Source organism: Enterococcus sp. DIV0174 (genome assembly GCF_050529065.1).
Classification (GTDB): Bacteria; Bacillota; Bacilli; order Lactobacillales; family Enterococcaceae; genus Enterococcus_B; species Enterococcus_B thailandicus.
This window is the reverse complement of record NZ_CP172881.1, coordinates 218,467-244,779: the sequence shown is the minus strand read 5'-3', so window position 1 is coordinate 244,779 and position 26,313 is coordinate 218,467. Positions and strand designations below refer to the sequence as shown.

Genomic DNA, 26,313 nt, shown 5'->3' with positions numbered 1-26,313 from the left:
TTACACGAGCTATATTAGCATGGAGACATCTCGTTGTAAAACCAGTCCTATTATACAAACAACTAACAAAAAACTTTATTTAACAATATTCCCAAACAAAAAAAATGATAATTGGACTGATTTTTAAAGCTATACGACCTTTTTTTTAGGCCAAATTGACAGCGCTATAAATGACATGTTTTACTAACTACGAAGCACAAGATTATTTTCTATAGGAGTGAATATAATGACACCAACAATTATTACGAACATAAAAAGTTTTGCGATCAAACCAGATCGGCATAATTTATTAGTGGTCAAAGTTGAAACAAATAAGGGCGTTTTTGGCTTAGGTTGTGGTACTTTTCAGTTCCGCCCACTAGCTGTCAAAACTGTTGTGGATGACTACCTCAAACCTCTGCTTATAGGGCGAGATGCAAATCAAATTGAAGATCTTTGGCAAATGATGAACGTTAATTCTTATTGGCGAAACGGTCCAATTACTAATAATGCAATTTCAGGCGTTGACATGGCTTTATGGGATATCAAAGCAAAGTTAGCAGATATGCCACTCTATCAACTACTAGGCGGAAAAGCACGCACCGCAATTCCCGCATATACACATGCAGTTGCTGATAATATTGACGATTTATTCAGTGAAATTGATCGTTTCTTGTCTGAGGGATACCAGTATATTCGTTGCCAATTAGGTTTTTATGGAGGTAATCCAAAAAATTTGCAAACACCTGAAAATCCAATCGCTGGTTCTTATTTCAATCAAGAAGAATACATGGATACCACACTAAAAATGTTTGCTACCATTCAACAAAAATATGGTCATCAATTTCAGATGCTTCATGATGTTCATGAACGTCTTCATCCAAATCAGGCGATTCGTTTTGCAAAGGCTGCTGAACCTTATCATTTATTTTTCCTAGAAGACCTTTTGCCTCCTAATCAAAATGAATGGCTTACACAACTCAGAAATCAAGCTTCTACACCTATTGCTACTGGGGAACTATTTAATAATCCAATGGAGTGGCAAGAACTTGTACGAAATCGAATGATCGACTATCTGCGTGCACACGTTTCTCAGATTGGTGGAATTACACCTGCACTAAAATTAGCTCATTTTTGTGATGCAATGGGAATTCGTATTGCTTGGCATACTCCGTCAGATATCACACCAATTGGCTTAGCTGTAAATACACATTTAAATATTCATCTTCATAATGCTGCTATCCAAGAAAATATTGATGTGCCAAAAAATACACAACAGCTTTTTGGGCATATTCCTCAACCTAAAAATGGTTTCTTCTATCCAATTGAAGAAGTCGGCATTGGTGTTACATTTAATGAAGAACTAGCGGCTGAATTTCCGGTTGTTTATCGACCGCATGAATGGACACAAAGTAGGACGCCAGATGGGGCAATTGTTACGCCGTGAGAAAGGTTGTGAGAGAAGTGCTTAGCTCCAATAAATAAGAAAAAATTACCAGAAATTGCTTCCCAAATTTTTGAGTAATTTAGGCTTATTTGGAAGGAGTTACTTCTTGAACACCGAGGAAAAGGTTGTGGCGCAAAACGCTCAGCTCCGACAAGATAGTGAGCAGGCACTCAAAATAGCTCCTCATATTTTGTAGTGAATGCAAACTATCTTGTCAGAGTTGTTTTAGGAACACCGTGAATAAGGTTGTGGCGCAAAGCGTTTAGCTTCAAGCAATAAGAATGCTTTTCTAAAAATAGTTTTCCATATTTTAAGAAAAGAGGACTTATTGCCGAAGGAGCTGCTTTGGGAACACCGTGAATAAGGTTGCAGCATAAAGCGGTTAGATTTGAAAAAAACAAGTACCAACAAAAAAATTCAAGATATACACTAAGAGGCAAAGACAATTCAACTGATTGTCCTTGCCTCTTTCTCATTAGCTCATCAATCAATTCTTGATTGATGAATCATTCGATCAAATGGACGAATATAGGTAACCGAGTAATCAATAGCTGTAATCTCACTATATTCAAAAATCCGACCATCAGCCAATAAAGCTCGATTTTTGATTTGCATTGCTGGTGTTCCTCTTCTAACCATTAAAACTTCTGATTGTGCCTTTGTTAAAGTCACTGGCGTGTAGTTACTAATATAATGTGAAATTCGGTACCCTTCTTTTTCAACAAAGCGTTGAATCGAATGTTCGACTACTTCTTTTGTTACTTTAGGGAACAATTTAACTGGCAACAATGATTTTTCTAGTTGCTCAATTTTATAGTTCACTAATCGAATTCGCGAAAATGACCAGATTTCTTCTCCAACTTCTAATTGAAATAGTTGACACTCTTCACTACTTGCTAAACGTTTTTCTAACGTCAACATTTTAGACTCTATTCGATCATAAGGCGTGCGTGTCAAAGAATTAAATATCAATGGGTTCTTAACCCATTTTTCGTGAACAAAGATTCCTGATCCTTGAACGACGCGCACAATTCCAATCTCCTCTAAGCTTTTGATTGCTTGTTGAATCGTAAAACGAGATACTTGGTATTTTTGTGCGAGTGTTCGTTGGGCAGGCAACTTACCATCCTTGAACTCTTCTTGATAAATTTTACTCAGCAAATCTTGAACAATAAATTCCTTTTTTTTCATAAAAAACTCCTCATCTATAAATGATGACAACTCATGATAAGCAGACCTATCTTTCATTTTTCCCAGTTATTTCTTCTAGTATAGCAAATATTCACACGTTTTATTATTCATCAAAAAAAGGCTACGACAAAAGTCGCAACCTTTTTTAGTTACATGAGTTGATTCAAAGTGACTCTTCTATATAGATATAACTTACATTTACTACAAAGCATTGGAAGTTACTTTGAGTGCCTGCTCATTATCTAGTCGGAGCTAAATGTTTTGCGCCACAACCTCTATTTACTCGTTACCGTCCCAATAATTTCGTTCACTTCACCATCTTGGCCAGTTGTTACTGAGAATGTATCGATTTTATCTGGATTTGTAAAGACAACGATCATGTCAGCTTCTTTACCACTTGCCTTCAAACTTGCTAGATTGACTTTTGCAAGCATTTGTCCACGTCCCACTTGTTGTCCTTCTTTAACAAAGACAGTGAATGGTTCACCATTTAATTGAACAGTATCGATTCCCATGTGAACTAAGACTTCAATTCCAGATTCAGTTACTAAACCAATCGCATGTTTTGTAGGAAAGACACTTGTCACTTTCCCAGCAACTGGCGCAAAAATTTCGCCTGATTCAGGAATAACTGCAAAACCGTCACCCATCATTTTTTGTGAGAACACTTCGTCACCGACTTCAGTGATTGGAATCACTTTCCCAGTAGCTACAGCATATACATCTTGTGTTTGTGGTCCTTCTGGTTTGCTGATTTCTTCGGTAACTACTACTGTCCCAGCTGATTGGCTGACAGGACTTCCATGTAATTTACTCATTTCATCTGCTACAAATTGAACCTCTGTTCCAACAATAACTTGGATATTTTGATCATCAATTACTTTCAATCCCGGAACACCAGTTGCTTTGATTTTTGATTGATCAACTTGTTTTGTATCTTTCACTTGTAAACGAAGACGTGTTGTACAGTTATCAATTGATGTCACATTGCTTGCTCCACCAAGAGCCGCATAGATGCTATCTGCTAAAGCAGAAAACTTATCGTTACCAGTTGCTAAATCAGGCGTTTCTTCACCTGTACCTTCTTCGCGGCCTGGTGTCATCAAGTTAAATTTCTTGATAACAAACATAAAGGTAACATAGTAAACGACAGCCATAACCAAACCTAGTAAAATCAACATGTATGGTTTATTCGCAATTGGTACGCGTAAACTCAAGAAGAAATCAATAAAACCAGCACTAAAGTTAAATCCTGCTGTCCAATGGAAAAGTGCTGCTACAAACATTGAAATACCTGTTAAAGCTGCATGAACAACATACAGTGGCCAAGCAACAAACATAAATGAAAATTCTAGTGGTTCAGTAACACCAGTAAAGAATGAAGCAAATGCAGCTGCTAACATCAATGAAGCTGTTTGTTTTTTCTTCTCTGGACGAGCACATTGATAAATGGCTAACGCACCTGCTGGCAATCCAAACATCATTACTGGGAAGAACCCAGCTTGATACATTCCTGTAATTCCTTTTGTTCCTTCACTTGCCCAGAATTTACCAATATCATCAATTCCTGCAAGGTTGAACCAGAACACATTGTTCAACGCATGATGCAAACCTGTTGGGATCAATAGACGGTTAAAGAAACCATATAGTCCAGCACCGACTGCTCCCATTCCAGAAATCAATTCACCAAATGAAACAAGCGTATTGTAAACTGGTGGCCAAATAAAAATCAATAATGCCGAAATCAAAGTCATTACACCAGCAGTTACAATGGGAACTGCGCGCTTCCCGCTAAAGAAAGATAAAGCCATTGGCAATTTTACTTTACTAAAACGATTGTACATTGCTGCGGCAACTAGCCCAGCCAAAATCCCAATAAAGACATTTTTGTTGTTAATTGCGCCAAACGCAATGTTTACTTGTTCAACATCAACTTTTGTGAACAATGCAACTGATGCACTACTTACCAAAGTCATCGGTGTCAAGAAAGCAACCAACCCTGCCAAAGCTGAAGAACCATCTTTGTCTTTCGACATTCCTAATGCCAAGCCGACCGCGAACAACAATCCTAAATTATCTAAAATCGTACTACCAGCTTTAATTAAAAAAGCCGCCAAAATATTATTGCCACCCCAACCACTTGGGTCAATCCAATAACCAATCCCCATGAACAAAGCTGCTACAGGTAATGTTGCAACTGGCAACATCAATGAGCGACCCATTCTTTGCATATAAGCTTTCATCTTTTTCTCTCCCTAATTTTTAATCACAAACAGCGCTACGTAAGCGTTCAATGTGGATTGCTAAGTATCCCATTTCCTCACTCGTAATCGACATTTGATATTGTTTAAGTAATAAAACACGAATTTTTTTCGTCATTTCATAACTTGCTATATATTTTTTCTTGACCATTTTTAAAATATCTTCATCCAAAACAGCGTACTGCTGGTTCTTATAACGTTGTAATAATAATCTCAAGTGATTTGCTAAACGCGTGTAGCTCAAAGACATCTCTTGAGTATGCAAATCAACCTCAAGCTCTGCTTCGATTAAACGAATCACATCTGAAATAATTGTCACCTCTCGAATACTTCGATGATTGTTCAATTGATTTCTGCGACTCGAATGAATATGAATGGCAATATAGCCTGCCTGATCGTAAGTAAATGGCACATCTAACGTTTTCGTCAAATGTTCTACTGCCCATTGTGCAATTTGAAATTCTTCAGCGTACAAAACTTCGATTTCTCGTAATAGTTTGTTACGAATCACGATACCATTTTTCATATTTTCGGCAGCAAATGCGATATGGTCTGTTAATGCAATCAAAATATGTTCATTCAACGGCTCCATTAAAATCGTTTCTGCATGCTGAATGATTTCCTCAGCTGCAAATAAATATTTTTCATCAATTTGATTCAATAAGTTTTGCAAACGAAGTTGTCCTTCCGGTTCCATGACAAAGAGGCGCTCGATGTCCTTCATAAAAATAAGGTCATTTCGTTTCTTCTCAAAGCTGATCCCTTTTCCAATTGCAACTTTTTCTTGTCCGTCATCGTCTACCAACACAGCATTCTGATTAAAGATTTTTTTGATTTTCATAATGAGTTCCTTTTCTGCAGAAATAGGTTTTTGATTTCACAACTAACAATCATTTTCCAGAAATTTTTTGGCCTAAAGAATTTCCAGACAAAAGAAAAGCATGGAAAAATCACCTGGAAAATTGCTCTCCCACGTCATCTTTCCATGCCTAGTATGATCTAGTCACATGAAATCAATATTGTTAACAATTAAATTGTATAGACCAAATAGTATTTTGTCAACCGCTTTCTTTATTTTTTTATTTTTTGCGTTTGACAGTTGCTTTAACTTAACTCTGGCCAGAACTCTTTGTTTGCTTCGTGAAGCTCATCTAAAACTTTTTTACCCACTGTATAGTTAGGAATTGTTTTATTTAACATAACTGCTTCTAATGCTGTTTGATATGACCCTGACAAAGCTGCATCGACTGTCATTTTTTCGTAAGCTTTTTGCATCTCCATCAGTCCTTTTTGGAAAGTTGGTATGTGTCCGACGGTAATTGTTTCTGCCCCCATACTTCCCACATATGCTGGAACTTCGATTACTGCTTCTGGATCAAAATTTGCGATTGAGCCCTGATTTTTTTTGTTGACCGTAAAGCGTTCGCGCGTATTGTGGATAATCGCATAGGCAATATCCACAATATAATTTCCGTGGACACCCGCGTGCAAGCTTGAATCTTTGGCACTGCCATTAGCAATCACACGCCGACATTCTTCGTAAATTCGTTTTTCACGACCTTGCATTACGTAATCGCCACGAGTAAATGAAGGATCATCATGCACAATCATTTCGTCTGGTGTTAAATAATACTGCAAGTAGCAATTTGGGAAATATTCTGGGAACCGTTTGAATAAACTAATCATCTGACGATAGGTATCGATCCAATATTGATCCTCTTTCGTTTCATCATTTGATTGTAATAATGTATCGATTTTACCAGAAAGAACGTCTTCTCTTAAGATTGGTAAAAGGTCTGTTCCTGTCTCATCAATAATATTCGTCCACCAACCAAAGTGATTCATTCCAAAATATTTAAAGGTTAAGTCACGTAAATCTTTATTGAAATATTTAGCTATCGCACCTTCAATTGAAATCGGCATATCACAAATACACAATACATTTGCATCAGGAAATTCTCGATAGATTGCTTCTGACAAAATGGCTTCTGGATTTGTGTAATTGAGAATCCACGCCTTTGGACAAATTTCTTTTACCTTTCGAATAATTTCTAACACTGCTGGAATCACACGCATAGCAAATGAAAATCCACCTAGTCCACAAGTTTCTTGCCCAACAACACCATTGTTAAGACAAATTTTTTCATCAATTGCACGTTGTTTGTTCAAGCCTGGTCTAATTTGCATGAATAAGAAATCAGCATCAACTAATGCTTCATCAATGTTTGTTGTATAACTAACTGCCACTTTTGAACCTAGTTCTTGATAGTACATTTTCGTATATTGGCCAAGTAGTGACACTCTTTCTTCATCAATATCATATAAAACTAATTCACTTAGATTCAATTCTTCTGCACGTTTTCGTAAAACTTCTAAAATTCCTGGTGACTGTGTTGATCCTCCACCAATCATTACAAATTTATTTCCCACTGTTGTTTTCCTCCATTTATCTTAATTATTCATTTCTTTTAGATGAGTCAGATACGCTTCTACTTTTTCCCGTTCTTCTTCTACACCCATCCCAATAATAATCTGGATATGCTTTCCTTTATCCACAATACCTGACGCCTTCACTTTTTGTTTCAGTAAGTCGATGTCAACTTTTTGTTCATCTTTTACATCTACTCGTAGACGCGTATAGCAGTTAACGATGCTTTCAATATTTTCCGCACCGCCTAAACCAGCAACAATTGTTTGTGTTTGCGGCTCAAATTCACTATCGATACCTGTTGTAACAACTGTTTCATCAAGTGCCGCAAGTTGAGCTTCACTTTTCTCGCGTCCTAAAGTCGGAATATCTAAACGAACAATCAATTGCTTAAATACGACATATTCTAAGACAGCCGTTGCAAGAAACATAATTGGAATCAAGTACTGATGACCTAGCCGACTTGGAAATGCAAAGCTGTTGATAATCATATTGATGCCTGTATCAAATTGGATATTGATACCCACTAAATTTGTAAAGAATAAGCTTAGTCCGTAAACAACTGAATGTGCTAACCATAAAACAGGTGACAAGAATAAAAATAAAAATTCTAATGGTTCAGTCACACCCGCTAAAAATGCCGTTGTAACCATTGGAATTAAAATAGCCGCAACTTTTTTACGATTCTCGATTCTAGCTGTTTTCCAAATAGCAAAAGCAATCCCAATAGGCAATGAAATCGAACCAAAATTAGATAGATAACCAATAGATGGATGCATTGATGTGATTTGACTAGCATTCCCCAATTCCGCCAGCCAAATATTGTAAGCTCCTTCATAAACTTGACCTGCAATTTCGGCGCTTCCCCCTAATGGTGTATAAAAAATCGGCATCCATAAGAAATGATGTAATCCAAGTGGTAGCAATAAACGATTTAAGAAACCATAAAAGAAAAATCCGGCTGAGCCAGCAGTTGTTGTTGCCTTAACTAAGCTTTCAACACCGAAATTAATCATTGGCCAAACATAAGTAATACCCATTGCAAACAAAATCGTAACAAAGACAATCAATAAGTAAACAGACTTTGTCCCAGAGTAAGGTGAAAGATACCGGTGCAACTTAATCTCACCAAATCGATTCACCATCCAGCCAACCATCACTCCTAATGAGATTCCTAAAAAGACCCCCATGTCTGTGACTTGAATCCCGAAGACCATTCCTTGACCAGTTCCATAAAGACCTTGTTCACCTGCGGTTGCTAAACGATCAGTTATTGTTAACCATGAATTATTTGCGTATAAGAAAAGCAAGTAAGTAATAATTCCTAAAATGGCGGCATCCGTTTTGAACTTTGGTTTTGCCAAAGCTGCAGCAATCCCCACACAAAAAATCGCACTTAGCTGTCCAATCATACCTGAAGACAAAATATTAAATACAAAATTCCCGACATCTTTGGTGAAAGTTGGCATCATCTCAAGTTTTAAGATTGCACAGACAGACAAAATAATCCCTGTAACAGCCATGAACATCACTGGTTGGATAATTGCTTTAGAAAAAACACTAGCCGACTTCATAACTTTCTCTTTCATTCTATTTCTCCTTTTTTAGTTTGGCTTTATGCTACTAAGCTACTTGCTAATGATTGACAATCAAGTGACCTGCTGAGATCTCTTGATAATTACACAACGTGATCTCTTGCTCATCCAATAAATTTTTTAATTGTTCAGCACACAAAATGGCAACTTCTTTGGTTCGTTGAAGATGAAAACTTGAGCCAAAGTATAACGACTCATCAACAAATGCTGGATGAACCATCAATTCAGTCACCTCATCATCTTCTACTTGTTCCACTACTGATTGGATCTCGGCCAAACAAGCAGCCATATTTTCAGCAAATGATTGATTCAAATCACGAATCGAAGGATAATTCATCAAATCAAGAAATCCACTGATATTTTTTTGATAAGGTAAGTTGATTTGTTTTTCCAAATCAAATGCGTTTCGAAAGCATAGCTGGTATTTTTCAGCAATTCGTTGCGTAATCGCTAAATTTTCTGGGAATGTATGCACATGATGATGGCTATCTAAATGGGTTAGTTTCAACCCATTTTCCAACAAGTAATCGATTTGACTTGACCATTCATGGAAAATCTCTTCTTCTTTCATAAGCGGACGATTTTTTTTATAATCTTCCAAATGATAAAATTGCCCTTCTTCATTTGTTAATGACGTTGCAGGTGTCAATGGTTGCCCGCAAGTCAATACAAGATGCCCACCTACGCCAAGTCCCTGATTCTCTTTTGCAAGCTGAATCGCTCCGTCTCTTCCTGACATGTTCGCCATCAAAGTAGTCGAAGTTAATACCCCATCTTGATAGGCTTTGATAATTCCTGCGTTGACAGCTGCAGAATAACCAAAATCATCTGCATTGATAATTACTTTTTTCATGCTTAACCTTCTTTCATCAAAGAAAATAGATTCATACAATTGTATTTGCTTTCTTTATAGCCATAGTATAGTATCTTAATAAAGCGCATACAATGCTTATTTAACAAGTTGACTCCGTTTTCACACACTGAAAATATTTTCAAGAGAGGAACTATTCAATGACAAAAATTTATTATCTTAATCGTTTATTCCCAAATAACTCATTTCATTCAGAAGATGAACGAATGATTGAAAAAATTGTCGAAGCAATCCATAGTGATGAAAACTTAGATATTCGCAATATTGCCAAGATCAATTACACCTCGCCTTCATCAATCAGCCGCCTAGCCAAACGAGCAGGATTTAATAATTTCAAAGAACTTATTTTTTTTCTTTCCAATAAGTTTTCTGCCTCTTCAGTCAATCAAATCGAAGAACTTTCGTTTGTCACAACTAATCATGAATGGGAAAAAATTGATTGTTACTTCAATGAAGCTTTTTCTGAGAGAAAGATCTATCTGTTTGGCGAGGGATTTTGCCAGTTTCTCGTTGATTATACTTACCGAAAATTATTACTAAAAAAAATTTATGCAATCGACTTAGAGGGAGTGGAAATTAGCCTCGTTACTGACGAAACCCCACATACCTTGATTACTTTTTCTCAATCTGGTGAAAATCAAAATGGTTTAATCAAAATGAACGAGTGCAAAAATTACGGTGGACATGTTATCACGATTACGGCTAACGAAAACAGCAGTTATGCCAAAAAAGGAGATCTCTCATTTCTAGTCGAAAGTGGTACTGTTGACTCTGGACCAGAAAATCAACAACTGAATTATTTTTTCGGTAATGCTTTAAATTTGATTGAGTATCTGATTGCTCGTTATGCCAATTGATAATACCACTAAATTTGCTATTGTTTCTATTCACTCGTTGAATCAATGCATCGATTTTTACCAATCAACGATGCAAAAAAGGACGCTAATTTTGTACCCACTTCCAAAACATTAGATTTTTAATCTATTTTTTGGGGCAGTACATTCCTCGCGTCCTTTTTCTGATATTATTTATTATTTTATAAGCCTCACCGTTTCCCGTAGAAAAAACAAAATTTCCTTTGGTCTTTTTAGTCAATCATTTCCCATTTACTTCTCCAAGCGCCAGTGTGAATAGGACTACATTCAAGATAGCCTAGGTTATTTTCTATATGGATTACTTGTGTCGGTTTCCAACGATTCACGAACCGAGTGTAATTACCGACGGTTTCTTTTTTCCACTGTGCACTGTAATACGTTTCTGGCACTACGCCGTGTTCTACATAACCTTTTTGGTGCTCATTGTGTAACAACTCATTTGTCCTTGCATTTTTAATCAGAAAATACTCACCTTTAGGAATCATTTGCCACTTTTCAAGATTTTCGTTTGTCGTAGACAGAATCACCTTGTCTGATTCCGTAGCCAAACTAAGAAATTCACCTGTCTCACGATTTTTAATTCCTTGTTTTGGTATATCATAGCCCGCATCTTTTTTATAAACCCGTACATAATCAATCGCCCATTCTTTAGGATAGACCTCATTGTGTTTTCCTGATCCTGCATCTGTGTATATATTTAAAATCATCCCCATTGGATAATCTGGTGCTTGATTAATTGTCCTGAACAATTGACCATCAAAATAAAATTTCAGTGAACCAGGTTCCCATTCCATACCATACGTATGAAATTCATTAGTTAAGCTATCTACTCCAACTGCTCCTGGAACAACAGCTTCTGCACCGCCAATTGTTGCTGTCGTACTATCTGTCCACGATCTTGAAAAGAAAGGATCATTCCAACCATATGTGCATACTTGCCATAAGCCTTTCTGGCGATTGTCTTCTGTAACGTTCTTTGTTCCAACTGGTCGCTGAACATTTTTACTGTAATCAAAAAAAGTTTCAATAATATCAATTTCGCCTGTTTCTTTTGAATTTTCCCAATCATTCGTGTCATTTTGCATACCAACTAACCACCATGCTTGATGGCCGCCACCACTACTATTTGATAATTTTGCTCGAATTTCAAAATAACCATACGTTGTCGCATACCCACCAGTTTTCTCATCCCCCAACATTTCATTTTCAGGTGAGATAGGAGACATTAGCTTCTTGCTGCCACTAAAATTATGAATCCAGTTTTTATTAAATGATTGAATTGCACTGGATTTGACACCTGTTGTTCCGTATCCATAATTATCCTTGTCTAGTGTTGGTGCCCAAGCTTTTTGATCTGGTTGAATAGACTCAATCAATTTTCCTTCTTCAAAACGATAATTTGCTTTGGCATCATCTGGATTATCTGCCCAATGTTCCAAATACTTATCGCTCCATTTTGATTGATCCAAAGTTGGTCCATTAAATTCATCATGAAAATCTAGGGTATATCCATTTTTTTCTGGAATTTGTTCCTCTGCTGCTACCACTTTTTCTAAACTCAATCCAACACTTACCACAGCCAATACACAAAATAACTTTTTCATAAAAGAAACCCCTTTCATCTTTATTCAACCAAAGTGTAGCACAGCTTTTTAGCGACTTGATTGTGATTTGTTATCATGAATCTATTTTTACATTTTGAAAATAGTTGCAAAAAGAAGAAATGAAACCCAAAGGCTCATTTCTTCTTTTTCAGCTACTTTAATTATTTTGGATTTAGTGATAATACACTTCATCAAGAAATAGTCCTTGCGCTGGCACTGTTTCTCCCGCACTTTTCCGCACTTTTTGTTCAAAAATCTCATCAATGGCAGCCACTGGCATCTTTCCTGCACCAATCTCTAACAATGTGCCCATCATAATTCGAACCATTTTATATAAAAAACCATTACCAACAAAAGTAAAGTGAAGCATACTTCCATCTTTTTCAATCGTAATTTTTTCAACCGTTCTTGTTGTAGATTTCTTGCTCTTTTTCAAGGCAGAAAAACCAATAAAATCATGTGTACCTACTAATCGTTTGCAAGCCTCGTTCATCGCATCCAGATTTAACTCTTGTGGAACATAAAAGCTGTGATAACGTTCAAAAGCTGTTGGGATTGGGTCGTTCCAAACATAATAGCTGTACTTTTTACCACTTGCGTTGTAACGAGCGTGGAATCTTTCTGGCACTTCTTCAACCTTCTTGACGACAATATCACCAGGTAAGAAACGATTCAAAAATTCACACATAGCCAATCGATCCATTGTTGACTCTGTCTTAAAATTAGCAATCTGTCCTCTCGCATGTGCACCAGCGTCTGTACGCCCTGAGCCAATAATCTCAATGGTTTCACCTGTCATTTGTTTTAACACAGCTTCAATTTTACCTTGAATCGTTTTATCTGAATCACCAAGACGTTGCCAGCCAAGATAGCGACGTCCATCATACTCAATTGTTAGTTTGATATTTCTCATGTGTCTGCTCCTCTTATTATGAATGATGCGTTGTGAATGACGCAATTTCGTTTCTTAACTCATCGCTCATTATACCAAAGATCATTGCTCATATTAAAAAAAGGAACTGTTTTCTACTAACAACTTTTCCGCGCCAATAAAAAACAATCAGAAACAACGAATTGAGCGCTGTCCTGATTGTTTTATTGTTTTTATTTTACAGAAGCACTCGAAACTGCATCTACTGCAGTTTCATCGTGTGTGCTAGCGCTGGTTACTGCATCTGTTTTTTCACCATGAACAGATGCACTTGAAACCGCATCTTCATTTCCAACAAGTTGTTGACCCGTTTGTTGTAAATACCACTCAATGATTGGTTTGAAATCAAGAATGTATTCATTGATTCCAGCATACTCTCCATTTTCATCATGCATTGCTTGGTAATTATGCACAATATATTTTTCTGGCACTTGTTTTGGTACATGAACACGTACCGCATCTGTTGCTCCGCTTCGCAGTTGTTGAATTACCCACTCCACATTTTTATACGATTTTTCTGGGTGACAGTTGGCTAACGGATTTCCTACCTGACCGGGCACACGAGCAGCTAACATCTCTTTCGCTTCTTGGCGCAAATTATAATATAAAAATTGGTTATTATTATCTGCAAAAGTTAATTCCATCGGCATCGAATCTAAAAAGTAATTGATTTGATCTACTGTCAATAACCCACGATTTAATTTGACGTAAGTATTTCCAGAAACGGCCCCGACTGCTTCAGAAGCTTTTTCCAACCAATGATCATCTGACATATCAACATCGGGTATTGTCGTAGCAATTGTTCCTGTCGCATGCAAATCTTCTGGTGGAAGCTTTTTAGGCCCTGCTAAGGTAGACACGACTTTAATGAATTTTACAAAACTTGCTAATGTACTGCCTAAAAAGTCAACAGTTCGTGGATCAATCAAGCGACCTTCTTGGTCAAATGCTTCTTTTGCTTTTCCCAATAAAAATTCATTTCCGGGCATCACCAATGCATTCACACCTGGTGCGTCCAAAATTTGGCGCAAGTGTAATTGCGCGCGTGAAGTTCCTTGATCGTAGTAAGAAGCACCCACAACCATTACAGGTTTATTTTCAAGTGGATGGATTTTAAATGATAGCCACTCAAGTACACTTTTCAATCCTGCTGGAACCGTATGATTGTGTTCTGGCGTAGCAATAATTACCCCATCAGCCATTAAGATTTTGCGATTTAGCTGTTGAATAGCAGGACTATTTGTTTGATCATCATCTTGATTGAACAGAGGCAAATCTTTGATTTCAATGATTTCTAAATTAAATAGTTCATGATATTGTTTTTTGATAAACGTTAATAATTTACGGTTATATGAAAGTTCAGCTGCTGATCCGACGATACCTATTAATTTCATCTTTGTTTGCTCCCCTCGATTAAATCGTTTCCCATGAAAAGTTTTCGGCTTCACGTTTATTTGCTTGGTGCGCATGTTGCAATTGACTAGTGATTGTGACAAAGAGTAAGAAATCTTTGAATAGTTCACGTAATTTTGCGACTTGTTCTTCATCAATGAGTCGTCCTTGCTCATCAAAGGCTTGGAGTGAATGACCCAATAAAAATTCTGAGCTTGGCATAATTCGTGCCTTTAACTCTGGTGAATCCAATATTTGGCGCAAATGTGCTTGTGCGCGTGAAGAACCTAACGTGCCGTAAGACGCTCCGGTAATCATCACTGGTTTATCCACAAACGGAAAAATACCATATGAAAGCCAATTTAATGCGTTAATCAATGAAGCAGGAGCCGCATGGTCATACTCTGGTGTGCTGATGATTACGCCATCTGCTTGTTCAATTTTTCCAGCAATTTCTTTAACAACATTTGGTAGTTCTGTGTTTTCAGGTTTGTTAAATAGTGGCAGCTCCTTGATTTCGACAATTTCGATTTCTGCCTCATTTACAAAATAATTTTTCATAAACTGTAATAATTCACGGTTTGTTGACCGCGTTGAATTTGTTCCTACTAATCCAATAAATTTCATCTTCATTCTCTTTCCTTTCTAACATCGATTTCTGACTGTTCGCACGTACTAAATTTTTTCAAATCCTTTTGTATACAAGAATTGATTCTCTTTTGTTACAACTGCTCCCTCGATACCCGGCTGTTCTTCAAGCGCTTTCAACACTTCTAAAGAAGATGCTCCAAATAAACGTGTAGTCCAGATTTCTCCATCTACAGAAGAATCAGACAAAATAGTCAGGCTTGCTACGTCATTTTTAACTGGAAAGCCAGTTTTCGGATCAATGATGTGATGATACACTGACGAACCATTTTGTAGATAACGTTCGTAGATTCCAGAGGTAACTAAAGATTGGTTGCTTAATTTAACCACCGCAAGCGACTCTTCACGTGAACCTTTAGGATTTCGCAAACCAATACGCCAAGCACCATCCGAACGTCTTGGTGATTCACCAAAAACAACGATATTTCCTCCTAAGTTAACTAAAGCAAACGCTGCATTTCGCTCTCGGCAATGTGTAATTAATTTATCTGCAATGTAACCTTTTGCTAACGCCCCCAAGTCAATCATCATTCCTGGTTTGGTTAAAAAAACGGTTTTCATTTTTTCATCTAATTGAATTTGGTGTGGATCCGTTAGCGGAAGTAACTCAGTTATCTCTGCTTTTGTTGGAACCAATGCATCTTCAAACCCAATGTGCCATTTTTGTACAACCGGACCAATAGCAATATTCAGATAACTATTTCTTGCACAACTATGTGCTTTTCCTAATTTGATGAGCTCAAAAAGTTCAGGATGTACAATCACAGCTTGTCGTCCAGCAGCTTGATTGATGGCCATTAATTCAGATGTTGCATCATGTGCGCTGAAGCGATGTTCATAAACGTGCAACCATTCGCCTAACTCTGCTAGTAATCGACTAGGCTCTTCATGCCCAACTTGTAATGTAATTGTTGTCCCCATCATTTGCCAGATTTTCGTTTCTTCGATCACCTGATTCATTTTTGTACCTTCTTTACTTGAACTACGGATTACATGAGTAATTAGTTTTTATTTTTGTTACTGTTTTCACAATCAGAGGATACGCCTGCTAGATTTATTTGTCAACCAATTTTATATATTTTTTTATATAATAAGGTAATTTTAATATAAAATTTTATATTGTAAAAAAACAAATAAGGGAAACAAACAACACATTTTTGTGTGTTGCTTATTTCCCTCTAACTATCGTTTTCTATTTGATGGTTAACCTACTTAAAATAAATACTGCAACGACAAACGGAGATCAAGCATGCTTTATAACGTATTTTACGAGAATTACGACTTTATTTTATTACTCTATCTTGCTGCCATACCCGTCTATCCCTAATCATCTTTGGTGAATTTTTTCAAAGTTAGCATAACAAAAATAAGTATTTTTTCCTTCGTTAATCAATAGTATCATTTTTTTTCATACGATTTAATTCATCAATTAATTTTTTGTTTTTATTAATTTTAGCAAAAGCTAGTGCATCTTGAATCAATTCGATCACTTCTGCCTTCGACTTATTTTTAGCCTGTGCGTTCTTCGCTAATTGGGCAGCAGCTCGTGCTAAGTAATAAGTCAAATGGTTATCCGAACAAATATCGATTGCGTAATTTAGTAGTGCATCACTTGTTTCCAAATCACCGTCTTGCGCAAAAAAAACACCACAATGAAAGACGATATTTAACACCCGCCAGATATCTTCTGTTGTACGAATCGGATACGTATAAATTTTTTCAAACACTCGATTGAAATAAACTTCTGCTTTTTCCAACTCTTTTTCTCTAGCATAGACCATTCCAATACCTGTATATGCCAATAAACGAAACAACGTGTTGGCTGTTTCTGCCATCAACAACTGATCAAAATGGAACAACACATCCGTAATTGGTGCATTCGTAAAAATCATTTCAAATCCTTTTAGATAGTAGTAACGTGCAATCAGCTCAGACTCGTCAATTACCTTGGGATCAATGGCTGCTAAAATCTGTGTCAATTGTTCATATTCACTCGTAATCAATGAAAACTCTGCTTTTTCTAGCTGTTCATCAAGTTGTGTATTGATCACGTTCATCGAAGAAAAAAGTTCAACTAACGGAAGATTGATTCGATTACATAATTTGATTAAAATTTTTAACGAAGGGACTTGACCATTGTTCTCAAATTTACTTAATGTTGCTTGTGTACAAATTCCTTCAGACACTTCTTTTTGAGATAAGTTGGCAGCCTTTCTTGCCGTAATAAATTTTTCAATGTTCATTATTTTCTCTCCAATCAGACCTCACACGAAAATCATTTCTGTCTCGATTTTAGCATGTTTTCTTTGGGAATGCTTTAATTGGTTAAGATATCAATAGTTTTTTGCTTTTGTTTATTCAACAGCATAATTTTTCAGCCATACTGAAAAATTCAAGAATATCAATCTTTTTATCAGTCAGTCTTCTAGAAAACTGACTGAGAAAAAGAACAAATACAAACCAAAAAAAGGCTCTGCAGTCATCCCCACAGAGTCCTTTGTTGCTATTCATTTTTAAATGATGTTTACTTATTTTTCAGTTGTTTTTTCTATAGTTATTAAAAGAGATAAATAGTCATAAGGTTGGATCGTTGTTGACGCTTGTTTTCTTTCAATAGCATTCACCACGTCACCCATTTCCAGAATTTCTTTTGGCAAAATCACTTCCTTCGCTGTTGGATTGGCAAAACGAACCACATAATAGCCTTCATTAAAATAGGAGGGATAAATTGCTGACACGAGTAGCTCTTCGGGAAACTCAACCAATGAAAATTCTGTTGGAATAGTTAATTCATTTTGCAACGGCCAAATCTTATTATCTATCCGCTGAATAAAAACGTTTAAGTTTTGTTTTTGATAGGAAATTGATTGGTCTAATCGTGATTCGGATAGTTTCGCGACTTTCCATTCATCAAACACACCATTTCTTACCGTAAATCCAAAAGTAAAATGATATTCACCTATTTCCTGTGCTAATGGTGTTTGCATCATGATATGTCCTTCATTAGTCGTATCTCCGGAAGCACGCCCTGGACGCCATGCAAGGTTTGGCTTTCCAAGTTCACCAGTTGTTGCCATTAATGTGATGTACAATTTTTGGCCAATCCGTTCGTATTCCTTCAAACCATCTGCGTAAAAAGTTAGATAAGAATCATCCTTGACAACTGACACACTTTTATCAAAAATTTCTAAATTCACTGGCTTCTCAACCATTCGTTCTTGCCAATCTTCAGGAATAATGTCCGGTTTATTTTCGATAAAGCCATTTTGAATTTGGGCAATTGATTTTTCAGAGTCATCCAATACATTTACTACCATTCGAATACGATGTGAGTAAATAGTATTTTTTATTTTAATGGAACCTTCCACAACTTCCCCAGCACCAATGCTCAGAGTAATTTGATAGTCCACTTCTGCTTCCTCTGGATGTTTTGCTAGTCGATCTTCCAAGTTTTTCGGTAGCTTAGTCTTTCCATTAATAATCAAGGTTTCTTTAGAAGAATCAAGTAACACTTCTGCTTTGTCGAAGTTCAACGGTACCTCGTGATCTCCTTCAAGAGGTGAATAATCATAAGTGTCACCCGCATTCCCTGAATCAACCAAACGAATAAAATCAGGGTATTCAACGCTCCCGACTATCAGTTTCAGAGAACCTTTGCTGAAGGTAATTGTTAGTGCATCATTTTTGATTTCTGTCTTATTCATTTTCACAGCTGCTTCTAATTCTTCTTCGCTCTCCTCGAATTCAACAATTGTGTATCCTAACGCGGGGACTTCTACTTCTATTTTGACATCTAACTCATAGTAAGCTGGTTCGTCAAAATATTCATAGCCAATGGCGGTCATCCGATAAGCATTCTGACGTTCAGGATAAAATATTTCTTTTTCAACAATGGCATAAGAGCTTCCTTTGAATTGAATTTTTTTTGAATTAGCAACAATATGAACTGTCTTAGGACCTTGATACTGTGCAGTTGTCGTATTGAAGACCAAAACTTGATTTGCATTTAAATCTAAAGCATCTGCAATTCTTTTGACAATGAGATTTTCTATCCCATCTGCAATCTCATTAGCTTCTTTGATTCTATGGTTGATGTCCTCCATAACATTATCAGAAACACAGCCGCCGATACTGTCATGCGCTTGATTTTCTAATACCTTTTTCCATAGACGGCGTAGTAAACCTTTTCCGATACGAATTCCATTTTTTTCAGCAATCAGCATCAATGGCTCAATTCGTTTCAAAATCTTTTGCTCCAGTTTAAAATTAGCTAATTTCATCTGTGTTCGAACAGAACCAATTGAACGATGAACCCGAGAATAAACTGGTTGTCTCAACTCTCCTTCATATTGTGGTAAGTCTTTTTTACTCCGAATGACTTCCACATAAGAAGGATAATCCGAAATTACATTGTCATACTTACTCGAATGATTCATTTCATTGATGATTTGGTCAAAGTTAAGTACCATTGACTTTTGATCCACACCAGATGGAACCAAAATATCTTCATTGTTCCCATGCGTATGAAGCATTTCTACAGCAACATCCAACTTATCTTTCACAAACTTCGGCACATCATTAATGGCATCAAGATTCATCATGCCAGTCATATAACCGTATGGGAAGTTCATCGCATAAACAATTTTATCCCCTAAACCTTTCCAAATAAAATATGGTGACGATACCATCGTTTCAAAATTCAATCCCCGCCAGCACATAAAATTATCAATTTCTGCTTGATGCAACAATGTTGGTAAGTTTGCATTAAATCCAAATGTATCTGGTAAGTAGCCTACCATCATTGGTTCACCATATTTATTAATTGTGTCGCTGATGCCAATCATTAAATTACGTAAAATAGATTCTGCGTCAACTAACAAAGCATCTGTTTGCGCGTACCAAGGGCCAACAAAAAGCCGACCTTCTTTCATTAATCGTTGAATTGTTTCTAGTTTCTCTGGATTGATTTCTACATATTCATCAACAATAGATGTTTGACCATCCAAACAAAAATTCACGTTTGGATTACGCTCTAACTCATCCAAAACTTCAGTAAATACTTGATCGGATAACACGATGGCATCTTCTTTTGTAAAATACCATTCACGATCCCAATGAGTATGCTGAATAACGTGTGCTTTTACCATTTACGATTACCCTACTTTCTTTATTCTACTGATGTTTCTTGTGTCGTTTTTAGATCTTTCTTGTATTTAATTGATTTCAAAGCATTTACCATTAACGCAGTAATGATTCCGCCAACTGCAATAGATACTAGGTATAATGGAATATTTGTGACAAATGGAATCGCCATGAAAGTAGAAAGCATCGTTTCTTGCGTAATTCCAAAGAAACCACTCAATCCACAGCCGATTGAAGTTCCGACTACAATACTTGGAATAACACGTAATGGATCTTTCACCGCAAAAGGAATCGTTCCTTCTGTAATACCAACTAATCCCATAATCATGGCAGTCTTAGCGTTATCAAGTTCTGCATCATCATATAATTTTTTATTTAATAAAGTTGCTAAAAACATGCCAAACGGGGGAATGGCAATAGCTAACAGCATTGCTGTACTTGGTCCAAAACTTCCACTTGAAAATGATGCAACACCAAAAGCATACGCAATTTTATTGATTGGTCCACCCATATCAAAGGCCATCATGGCACCTAATATTGCGGACATTAGTGCTGCATTAACACCAGACATTCCTTCTAACCAAGCCGTTAAGCCAGCTGTCATTCCTTGAATTGGTGCTGCTAATACATACCATAAAACTAGCCCTACTACTAAAGTTGTTACAAAAGGAATCAGCATGATTGATTTTAAACTGATTACTTGCATCGGAACTTTCACTTTTTTCAACGCATTTGCTAAGTAACCACAGGCTAAACCAGCAACCATCCCTCCAATAAAGCCCATTCCTAAGTTTTGACACATCATACCTGTAATAAATGCAGGTGCTAAACCAGGACGATCAGCAATCGAGTACGCGATATAGGCGGAAATCATTGGCACAATAAATTGTAACCCTGTTTGACCAATCATTCGCAAGACACCCCAGAAAGTATCCGTCTGATCCCAAACACCGGTTCCACCAAATATTACAGCAATTGAAGTCAACAAACCTGCAGCTACTACTAGTGGAATCATATAGGAAACTCCACTTTGGAAATGGTTTAATATTTCTTTTCCCTGTTTCTTGATATCCATTGATCCTACCCCCAAAAAATTATTAGTTATTGATTCGTGCAATTGCTTCCTTGATTGTTTCTTCTCCATCTTTTACCACTTCGGAAGTGCTCACGGTAAGAATTTTTTTTCCGTCAAACCGGCTACGTTCTGCCACATTCGTATCTACCGCAAAGATGACTACGTCGGCGTCGGCAATTTCTGCTTCAGACAATTTATTTTCCATTCCCATTGCGCCTTGTGTTTCAACTTTGATTTCAATACCATTTTTCTTAGCAAATTTTTCCAAGTTTGCTTTCGCCATATAAGTGTGCGCGATTCCTGCGATACATGCTGTTACTGCAACCATTTTTGTCATATTCCTTCTCCTCCAATTGTTAAAAAGTCAATGCTTTGATTAACTCCTCTTTATTTTTTGATTCTTTGATTTCCTTCACAAAATCATCATCCATTAATTTCCCAGATAGCTCTGCAAGAACACGTAAATGCTCGTTTCCCTTATCAGCTTCTTTGATAGCTAATAAGAAAACGATGTTTACTGGCTGATTGTCCAATGAACCCCAGTCGACTTCATTCTTTAGTTTGGCAACTGCAACCGTTGAATCAATCACTGCTTGGCTTTTTCCGTGCGGAATCGCTATGTTGTGACCAATTCCAGTTGTCATATGTTCTTCTCGTTCAAAAACATCTTTTTTAAATTGATTAACTTCAGAGACAAACCCGTTAGTTGTCAGTAACGTTGCTAATTGATCTACTACTTCTTCTTTAGAGCCAGCCTCTAAGTCTAATACGACATTTCGTTCGTCGATTTTTTCACGTATCATCTATACCGCCTCTTTCAATATTTTTACTAATTCTTCAAAAGAGGAACTAGCTCTTAGTGTTGTTAGGGCTTGTTGATTCGAAACAATTTCATTAAATGTTTCATACAAGCTATTTAATTCTGGTTTTACTTGCTCATTTAACGCGAAGAAAAACACTGAATGTACAACAGTTCCGTTCCAGTCGATGCCTTGTGGATTAACATAGATGCTAATAACAGGTTCATTGACATAGGCTATCTCCGCATGCGGCATTGCAAAATCATTTAGTGCAGTAGAAGACAACTGCTCTCTACGGGTTGCACTTTCTAAGATACCTATCTTCGCATAGCCCATTTCTTGAAGGGTGCAAGTAATCATTCTAAGAACATTTTTCTGTGTATCCCCTTTTTGTTTGCTAAAAAAGCAAAATTTCTTATCAAGTAATGCGAAAAATGTACTTTCTGGATCTAATGAAACTTTCAAGTATCGTTGAACTCTTTTGATATCTGTTTCAAGCATCAATGGGCTAACGACTACTACCGGAAATTTAGCGTTCTTAATTGGAATCGTACTGATTACTAATTCATCTGTGATATATTCTTCCTGAAGTTCATTGATGCTCAGGACTTTTTTGATTTTTATCGAATCTGCAAAGTTTCTATTGATTCGTTGTTCCAATAATTTTGAAGTTCCATATCCACTGCTGCAAACTAACAACACTTCAGATTTATTAGGTCTGTACCTGTCCAAAAAAGATTGGATATGAAGTGTCACATAAGCAATTTCGTCATCATCAAACCTCACCAAAAATTGTTCTTCTATTTTTTCGAGTAAATCGACACTAAGAAAGAAGGCTTGTTTAAATGATGATTTAATTTTTTCTGTATATGGATTATGGATGTTCACGCCTAAACGTAATCGTTTAACAGCTGCATTGAGATGAAGCACAAGATTGTTAATGAGCTCTGCATCTGCATGAAACTCATTCAGCTCATCAAGTACCAGTTGCTTAAGTTGCTCTCCCAGATCAAGATTAGGTAAAGTGGTCTCACTCAAGTTATGGTTCATGGCATTTTTTTCGATCGCTGAGATATGAATATCAATATATTCTTGCTCATACTTTGGAATGTTAAAATGAAAGGCTTGTTCTAACATGTCAATCAAGTAGCTAGTGTTTTCTAAAATTTCTTTTTCTGTCCCGCCTTCTTGTAATAAAAAATTATTGGAATCAATTCGTTCCAGCGCAATTGCTAGATGAATAGCTAGCGTTTGAAATTCGTAATCCGTAAATTGTAACTGGGTTTCTTCCATGAAGCGATTAAGAATCATTGCTACTTTTTTCAAAATTTCTTTATCCAAAAAATTATTTGCTTCACCCAAGAGATTAATATTCAAATCCAATAAATCTGATTTATTACTAGACGCCGTAAAACCACCCCAATAATAATTCAATACTTCTGACATTAGCTTACGTTTGCCCTTCTCACCCGCATTGATTTTCAATCCATTGCGGTCAGAAATTACTGCCATACCGTGCTTCATCACTCTCTTTTTTACTTCCTTGATCGTACTTTCCATCGTTGATCTGCTAACAAAAAGCTCATCTGCAAGATCTTGTATTTTCAAAGAGCCAGTTGTATTCAGTAACTTAGCAAAGACATAAGTGATACGATCTTCTGATGTATCAACTTTAGTAATCTCAAAATCTGGCAGTAGTTTTCTTAAATCTTCTTTATCACCTACTAACGAAACACCTTTTTTTGGTTGAACAACAATTTGTAGATTTATCTCCTTTTCAACTACAGTTTTTAAATTAGCAATAGCTTTACTAATTGTTTTCGTCGAAACTTGAAGTTGCTCAGCTAATTCTTGATAAGTGGTGTGATCATTTTCCAATAGAAAATTTAAAATTCTCATTTGACGATCGTCTAACTTGATACTCACATAAGCACCTCCTGAATACATTTTTATTTTATAGTTATTGTTTGCGCTTTCATACGGAATTTAGTTCATCATTAATGTGGAATTCGATTAGGTGTCTATTAATTATCAAGATGATTCTCTACAAAATTCCATAGAAAAATCAAGATTCTACAATTCGAATTCTCTTTCACATGGAAATAAAGGCTAGTAAAAAAACAGGAGTTGTGACAAAAGACTTGTCATACCTCCTGTTTCCTTGCGACTTGAAGCTGAATGCTTTGCGCCACAACCTTTTCCTCGGTGTTCCCAAAGCAACTCCTCGAAATAATTCATAACTGTCCAAAAATATGAAAAGCTATTTTTGTCAGTTGCTCATTATTTTGTCGGAGCTGAACGCTTTGCGCCACAACCTTCCTCTATCTATGTCGCTGAAAAAATAAATGAAGCTGATGCGAATGCTTGATCTTTTTATATCTTTTAGGTTGCTTCTGATAAAATTGTTGATGATGATTTTCAGCTGGCCAAAAAGTCTTTGCTTGGCGAATCTCTGTAACGATAGGACGGCTAAATCGGTTAGATTGAATCAGTTGTTCTCTTGATTTTTCAGCCAATTGCCTTTGCTTTTCATTAACAACAAATAGAATTGAACGATATTGTTTCCCCCGATCTTGAAATTGACCAAAGGCATCTGTAGGGTCTGAAATTTGCCAATAAATCTCCAACAGCTCTTCATAGGTTATTTGACGTGTATCAAATATGATCTCAACAGCTTCAACATGCCCAGTATATCCACCACTGACTTGATCGTAATTTGTTTTTTTGGTCTCTCCACCTGTATAACCAGATAACACTGAGATTACACCTGGTTTTGTTTCAAAAGGCTCAACCATACACCAGAAACAGCCACCGGCAAAAATCGCCCGTTCTTGATATAAGGGTGAAGTTATCTTATGTTTGGCATAATCATAAACTTTTGCACTCGCTGACTCCCCTGTGATTCTTAAATAAAAATCCATCGCATCTGGTGTCAAATTATCTCGTAGTGCTAGCGGACGCAAGTTGACCTCTAGTTTTTCTATCACCTGCTTTATCGACATTTTTGCTAGGTCTTCTTTTGCCTCTTCAAATTGTGTTCTTTCCCATTCTCTTGTATTTCGATTTAAAATAATATTATAAAGGTCTATTTCCATCTGCTCCACATCTAACATGAAGTCACCCTCTTTCAAGTTTTCTTCTTATTCATTCAAAAAATGACTACCTGAAATTTAGCACAACGCATAACAAGTTAAGACTAACTTGCTTTTCGCTCTCCTCATCTCTATTCTTAGTCGAACACATCCACACGAATGGTTACCCATAGAGAAGTTCTTTTACTTAATCAGCTTCACACTGCTTTTTCTACTTTCGTAGTTGAAAAAAACTTAAACAAATCATCGGCAAATAGTTAAAGAAAAAACTTAAGCGTTGAAAGAAGCCCAATTGCTTAAAGAAGGCAAACTGACTAATCGACGGAATCCGTGCTAATCCGTAAAGACCTGCAATTAGTAAACTAATAACTGTTAAAACAAGATAAAAATGGCTAAGCGTACCTTGACCACTTTGACGATAAAGCAGAACAAGTAACAATGGGAAAAGTAGAAAGCCTGCATAGCCTAGCCCAGAACCTATATTATGGATCCAAGTCGATAGATTCCAAGAGCTTTCATTCGTATTGATACTGAATAACCCAGTAAAAATACAATCACCTATCCCATATAAACCAACTGTTGCAACAGCAAGTATTGCAAGTGTTTTTGATGTTCCAACAAATAGGTGATACAACGCAGGCAACGAAAGAACAAAAAAAAGTCCAGATACAACTGACCAGACCAAGAAAGCACGTCTGACTGGACTATCTACGTCACCAAACACACTAATTACGGTAGTCATTTGATTCAGTTTGGGATAAAAAAGGCCAAGGATATACGGTGTCGATAAATCACTAATCACACCTAATAATAAAAAATAAAAACCATATTTTTGCAAAAAAATCATTTTCTTCCCCTACTTTTTAGTGATTATTCGATACATCCAACAATCAAATTTTTTCTCATTTTAACACATATTTTTATTCTAGTTGCCTTTTGAACAACCAATAACATAAAGGTGAGTTTCTTCTACATTTTAAAA

At 36.5% G+C, this 26,313-nt stretch carries 21 protein-coding genes; 2 read left to right on the top strand and 19 right to left on the bottom strand.

Annotated features, from left to right (window positions below):
- Positions 1-226: 226 nt before the first annotated feature.
- Positions 227-1,426, top strand: coding sequence for an enolase C-terminal domain-like protein (locus tag IGJ93_RS01235; protein ID WP_071868573.1), 1,200 nt, complete (start codon positions 227-229; stop codon positions 1,424-1,426).
- Between the two features lie 483 nt (positions 1,427-1,909).
- On the opposite strand, the gene IGJ93_RS01230 is transcribed toward IGJ93_RS01235, so the two are convergent.
- From IGJ93_RS01230 to IGJ93_RS01205, 6 genes are all read right to left on the bottom strand, one after another.
- The gene (locus IGJ93_RS01230; RefSeq protein ID WP_071868572.1) at positions 1,910-2,617 is read right to left on the bottom strand and encodes a GntR family transcriptional regulator; all 708 of its coding nucleotides are present in this window, start codon (positions 2,615-2,617) and stop codon (positions 1,910-1,912) included.
- A 275-nt stretch (positions 2,618-2,892) separates the two neighbouring features.
- Positions 2,893-4,860 (bottom strand): N-acetylglucosamine-specific PTS transporter subunit IIBC, encoded by a 1,968-nt coding sequence (nagE, locus tag IGJ93_RS01225; protein WP_284590644.1) that lies wholly within the window; start codon positions 4,858-4,860, stop codon positions 2,893-2,895.
- A 19-nt stretch (positions 4,861-4,879) separates the two neighbouring features.
- Positions 4,880-5,719, bottom strand: a complete 840-nt coding sequence (locus tag IGJ93_RS01220; RefSeq protein ID WP_067483214.1) for a PRD domain-containing protein — start codon at positions 5,717-5,719, stop codon at positions 4,880-4,882.
- Between the two features lie 263 nt (positions 5,720-5,982).
- Positions 5,983-7,308, bottom strand: coding sequence for a 6-phospho-alpha-glucosidase (locus IGJ93_RS01215; RefSeq protein ID WP_071868571.1), 1,326 nt, complete (start codon positions 7,306-7,308; stop codon positions 5,983-5,985).
- Between the two features lie 21 nt (positions 7,309-7,329).
- Positions 7,330-8,895, bottom strand: coding sequence for a PTS transporter subunit EIIC (locus IGJ93_RS01210; protein ID WP_067483218.1), 1,566 nt, complete (start codon positions 8,893-8,895; stop codon positions 7,330-7,332).
- Positions 8,896-8,941: 46 nt separating this feature from the next.
- Positions 8,942-9,754 (bottom strand): carbohydrate deacetylase, encoded by an 813-nt coding sequence (locus tag IGJ93_RS01205; protein WP_071868569.1) that lies wholly within the window; start codon positions 9,752-9,754, stop codon positions 8,942-8,944.
- Between the two features lie 158 nt (positions 9,755-9,912).
- Here IGJ93_RS01205 and IGJ93_RS01200 point away from each other — a divergent pair, with 158 nt between their 5' ends.
- Entirely contained in the window at positions 9,913-10,629 is a 717-nt protein-coding gene (locus IGJ93_RS01200; RefSeq protein ID WP_071868568.1) for a MurR/RpiR family transcriptional regulator, read from the top strand.
- A 230-nt stretch (positions 10,630-10,859) separates the two neighbouring features.
- Here the strand turns inward: IGJ93_RS01200 and IGJ93_RS01195 are convergent, their stop codons facing one another.
- From IGJ93_RS01195 to IGJ93_RS01135, 13 genes are all read right to left on the bottom strand, one after another.
- Entirely contained in the window at positions 10,860-12,251 is a 1,392-nt protein-coding gene (locus tag IGJ93_RS01195) for a glycoside hydrolase family 16 protein (protein WP_285701239.1), read from the bottom strand.
- 172 nt (positions 12,252-12,423) lie between these two features.
- Positions 12,424-13,164 (bottom strand): tRNA pseudouridine(38-40) synthase TruA, encoded by a 741-nt coding sequence (truA, locus tag IGJ93_RS01190; protein WP_067483226.1) that lies wholly within the window; start codon positions 13,162-13,164, stop codon positions 12,424-12,426.
- A 191-nt stretch (positions 13,165-13,355) separates the two neighbouring features.
- Entirely contained in the window at positions 13,356-14,576 is a 1,221-nt protein-coding gene (locus tag IGJ93_RS01185; protein ID WP_086270553.1) for an NAD(P)H-dependent oxidoreductase, read from the bottom strand.
- A 19-nt stretch (positions 14,577-14,595) separates the two neighbouring features.
- Positions 14,596-15,201, bottom strand: coding sequence for an NADPH-dependent FMN reductase (locus IGJ93_RS01180; RefSeq protein ID WP_373270166.1), 606 nt, complete (start codon positions 15,199-15,201; stop codon positions 14,596-14,598).
- Between the two features lie 48 nt (positions 15,202-15,249).
- Complete coding sequence (locus tag IGJ93_RS01175; protein WP_067483233.1) at positions 15,250-16,182, bottom strand: FAD:protein FMN transferase; 933 nt, start codon at positions 16,180-16,182, stop codon at positions 15,250-15,252.
- Positions 16,183-16,607: 425 nt separating this feature from the next.
- The gene (locus IGJ93_RS01170) at positions 16,608-17,465 is read right to left on the bottom strand and encodes a helix-turn-helix domain-containing protein (protein WP_095803370.1); all 858 of its coding nucleotides are present in this window, start codon (positions 17,463-17,465) and stop codon (positions 16,608-16,610) included.
- Between the two features lie 285 nt (positions 17,466-17,750).
- Complete coding sequence (locus IGJ93_RS01165; protein WP_285603237.1) at positions 17,751-20,369, bottom strand: alpha-mannosidase; 2,619 nt, start codon at positions 20,367-20,369, stop codon at positions 17,751-17,753.
- Between the two features lie 20 nt (positions 20,370-20,389).
- Positions 20,390-21,439, bottom strand: a complete 1,050-nt coding sequence (locus IGJ93_RS01160; protein WP_270607931.1) for a PTS fructose transporter subunit IIC — start codon at positions 21,437-21,439, stop codon at positions 20,390-20,392.
- A 22-nt stretch (positions 21,440-21,461) separates the two neighbouring features.
- Positions 21,462-21,776 carry a PTS fructose transporter subunit IIB gene (locus IGJ93_RS01155; protein WP_067483241.1) on the bottom strand — a complete coding sequence of 105 codons (315 nt, stop codon included), beginning with the start codon at positions 21,774-21,776 and terminating at the stop codon, positions 21,462-21,464.
- 19 nt (positions 21,777-21,795) lie between these two features.
- The gene (locus tag IGJ93_RS01150; protein ID WP_067483242.1) at positions 21,796-22,242 is read right to left on the bottom strand and encodes a PTS sugar transporter subunit IIA; all 447 of its coding nucleotides are present in this window, start codon (positions 22,240-22,242) and stop codon (positions 21,796-21,798) included.
- Entirely contained in the window at positions 22,243-24,165 is a 1,923-nt protein-coding gene (locus IGJ93_RS01145) for a BglG family transcription antiterminator (RefSeq protein ID WP_071868560.1), read from the bottom strand.
- Between the two features lie 395 nt (positions 24,166-24,560).
- Entirely contained in the window at positions 24,561-25,352 is a 792-nt protein-coding gene (msrA, locus tag IGJ93_RS01140) for a peptide-methionine (S)-S-oxide reductase MsrA (protein ID WP_270607929.1), read from the bottom strand.
- A gap of 190 nt (positions 25,353-25,542) precedes the next feature.
- The gene (locus tag IGJ93_RS01135; protein WP_002331196.1) at positions 25,543-26,178 is read right to left on the bottom strand and encodes a DUF998 domain-containing protein; all 636 of its coding nucleotides are present in this window, start codon (positions 26,176-26,178) and stop codon (positions 25,543-25,545) included.
- Between the last annotated feature and the right edge of the window lie 135 nt (positions 26,179-26,313).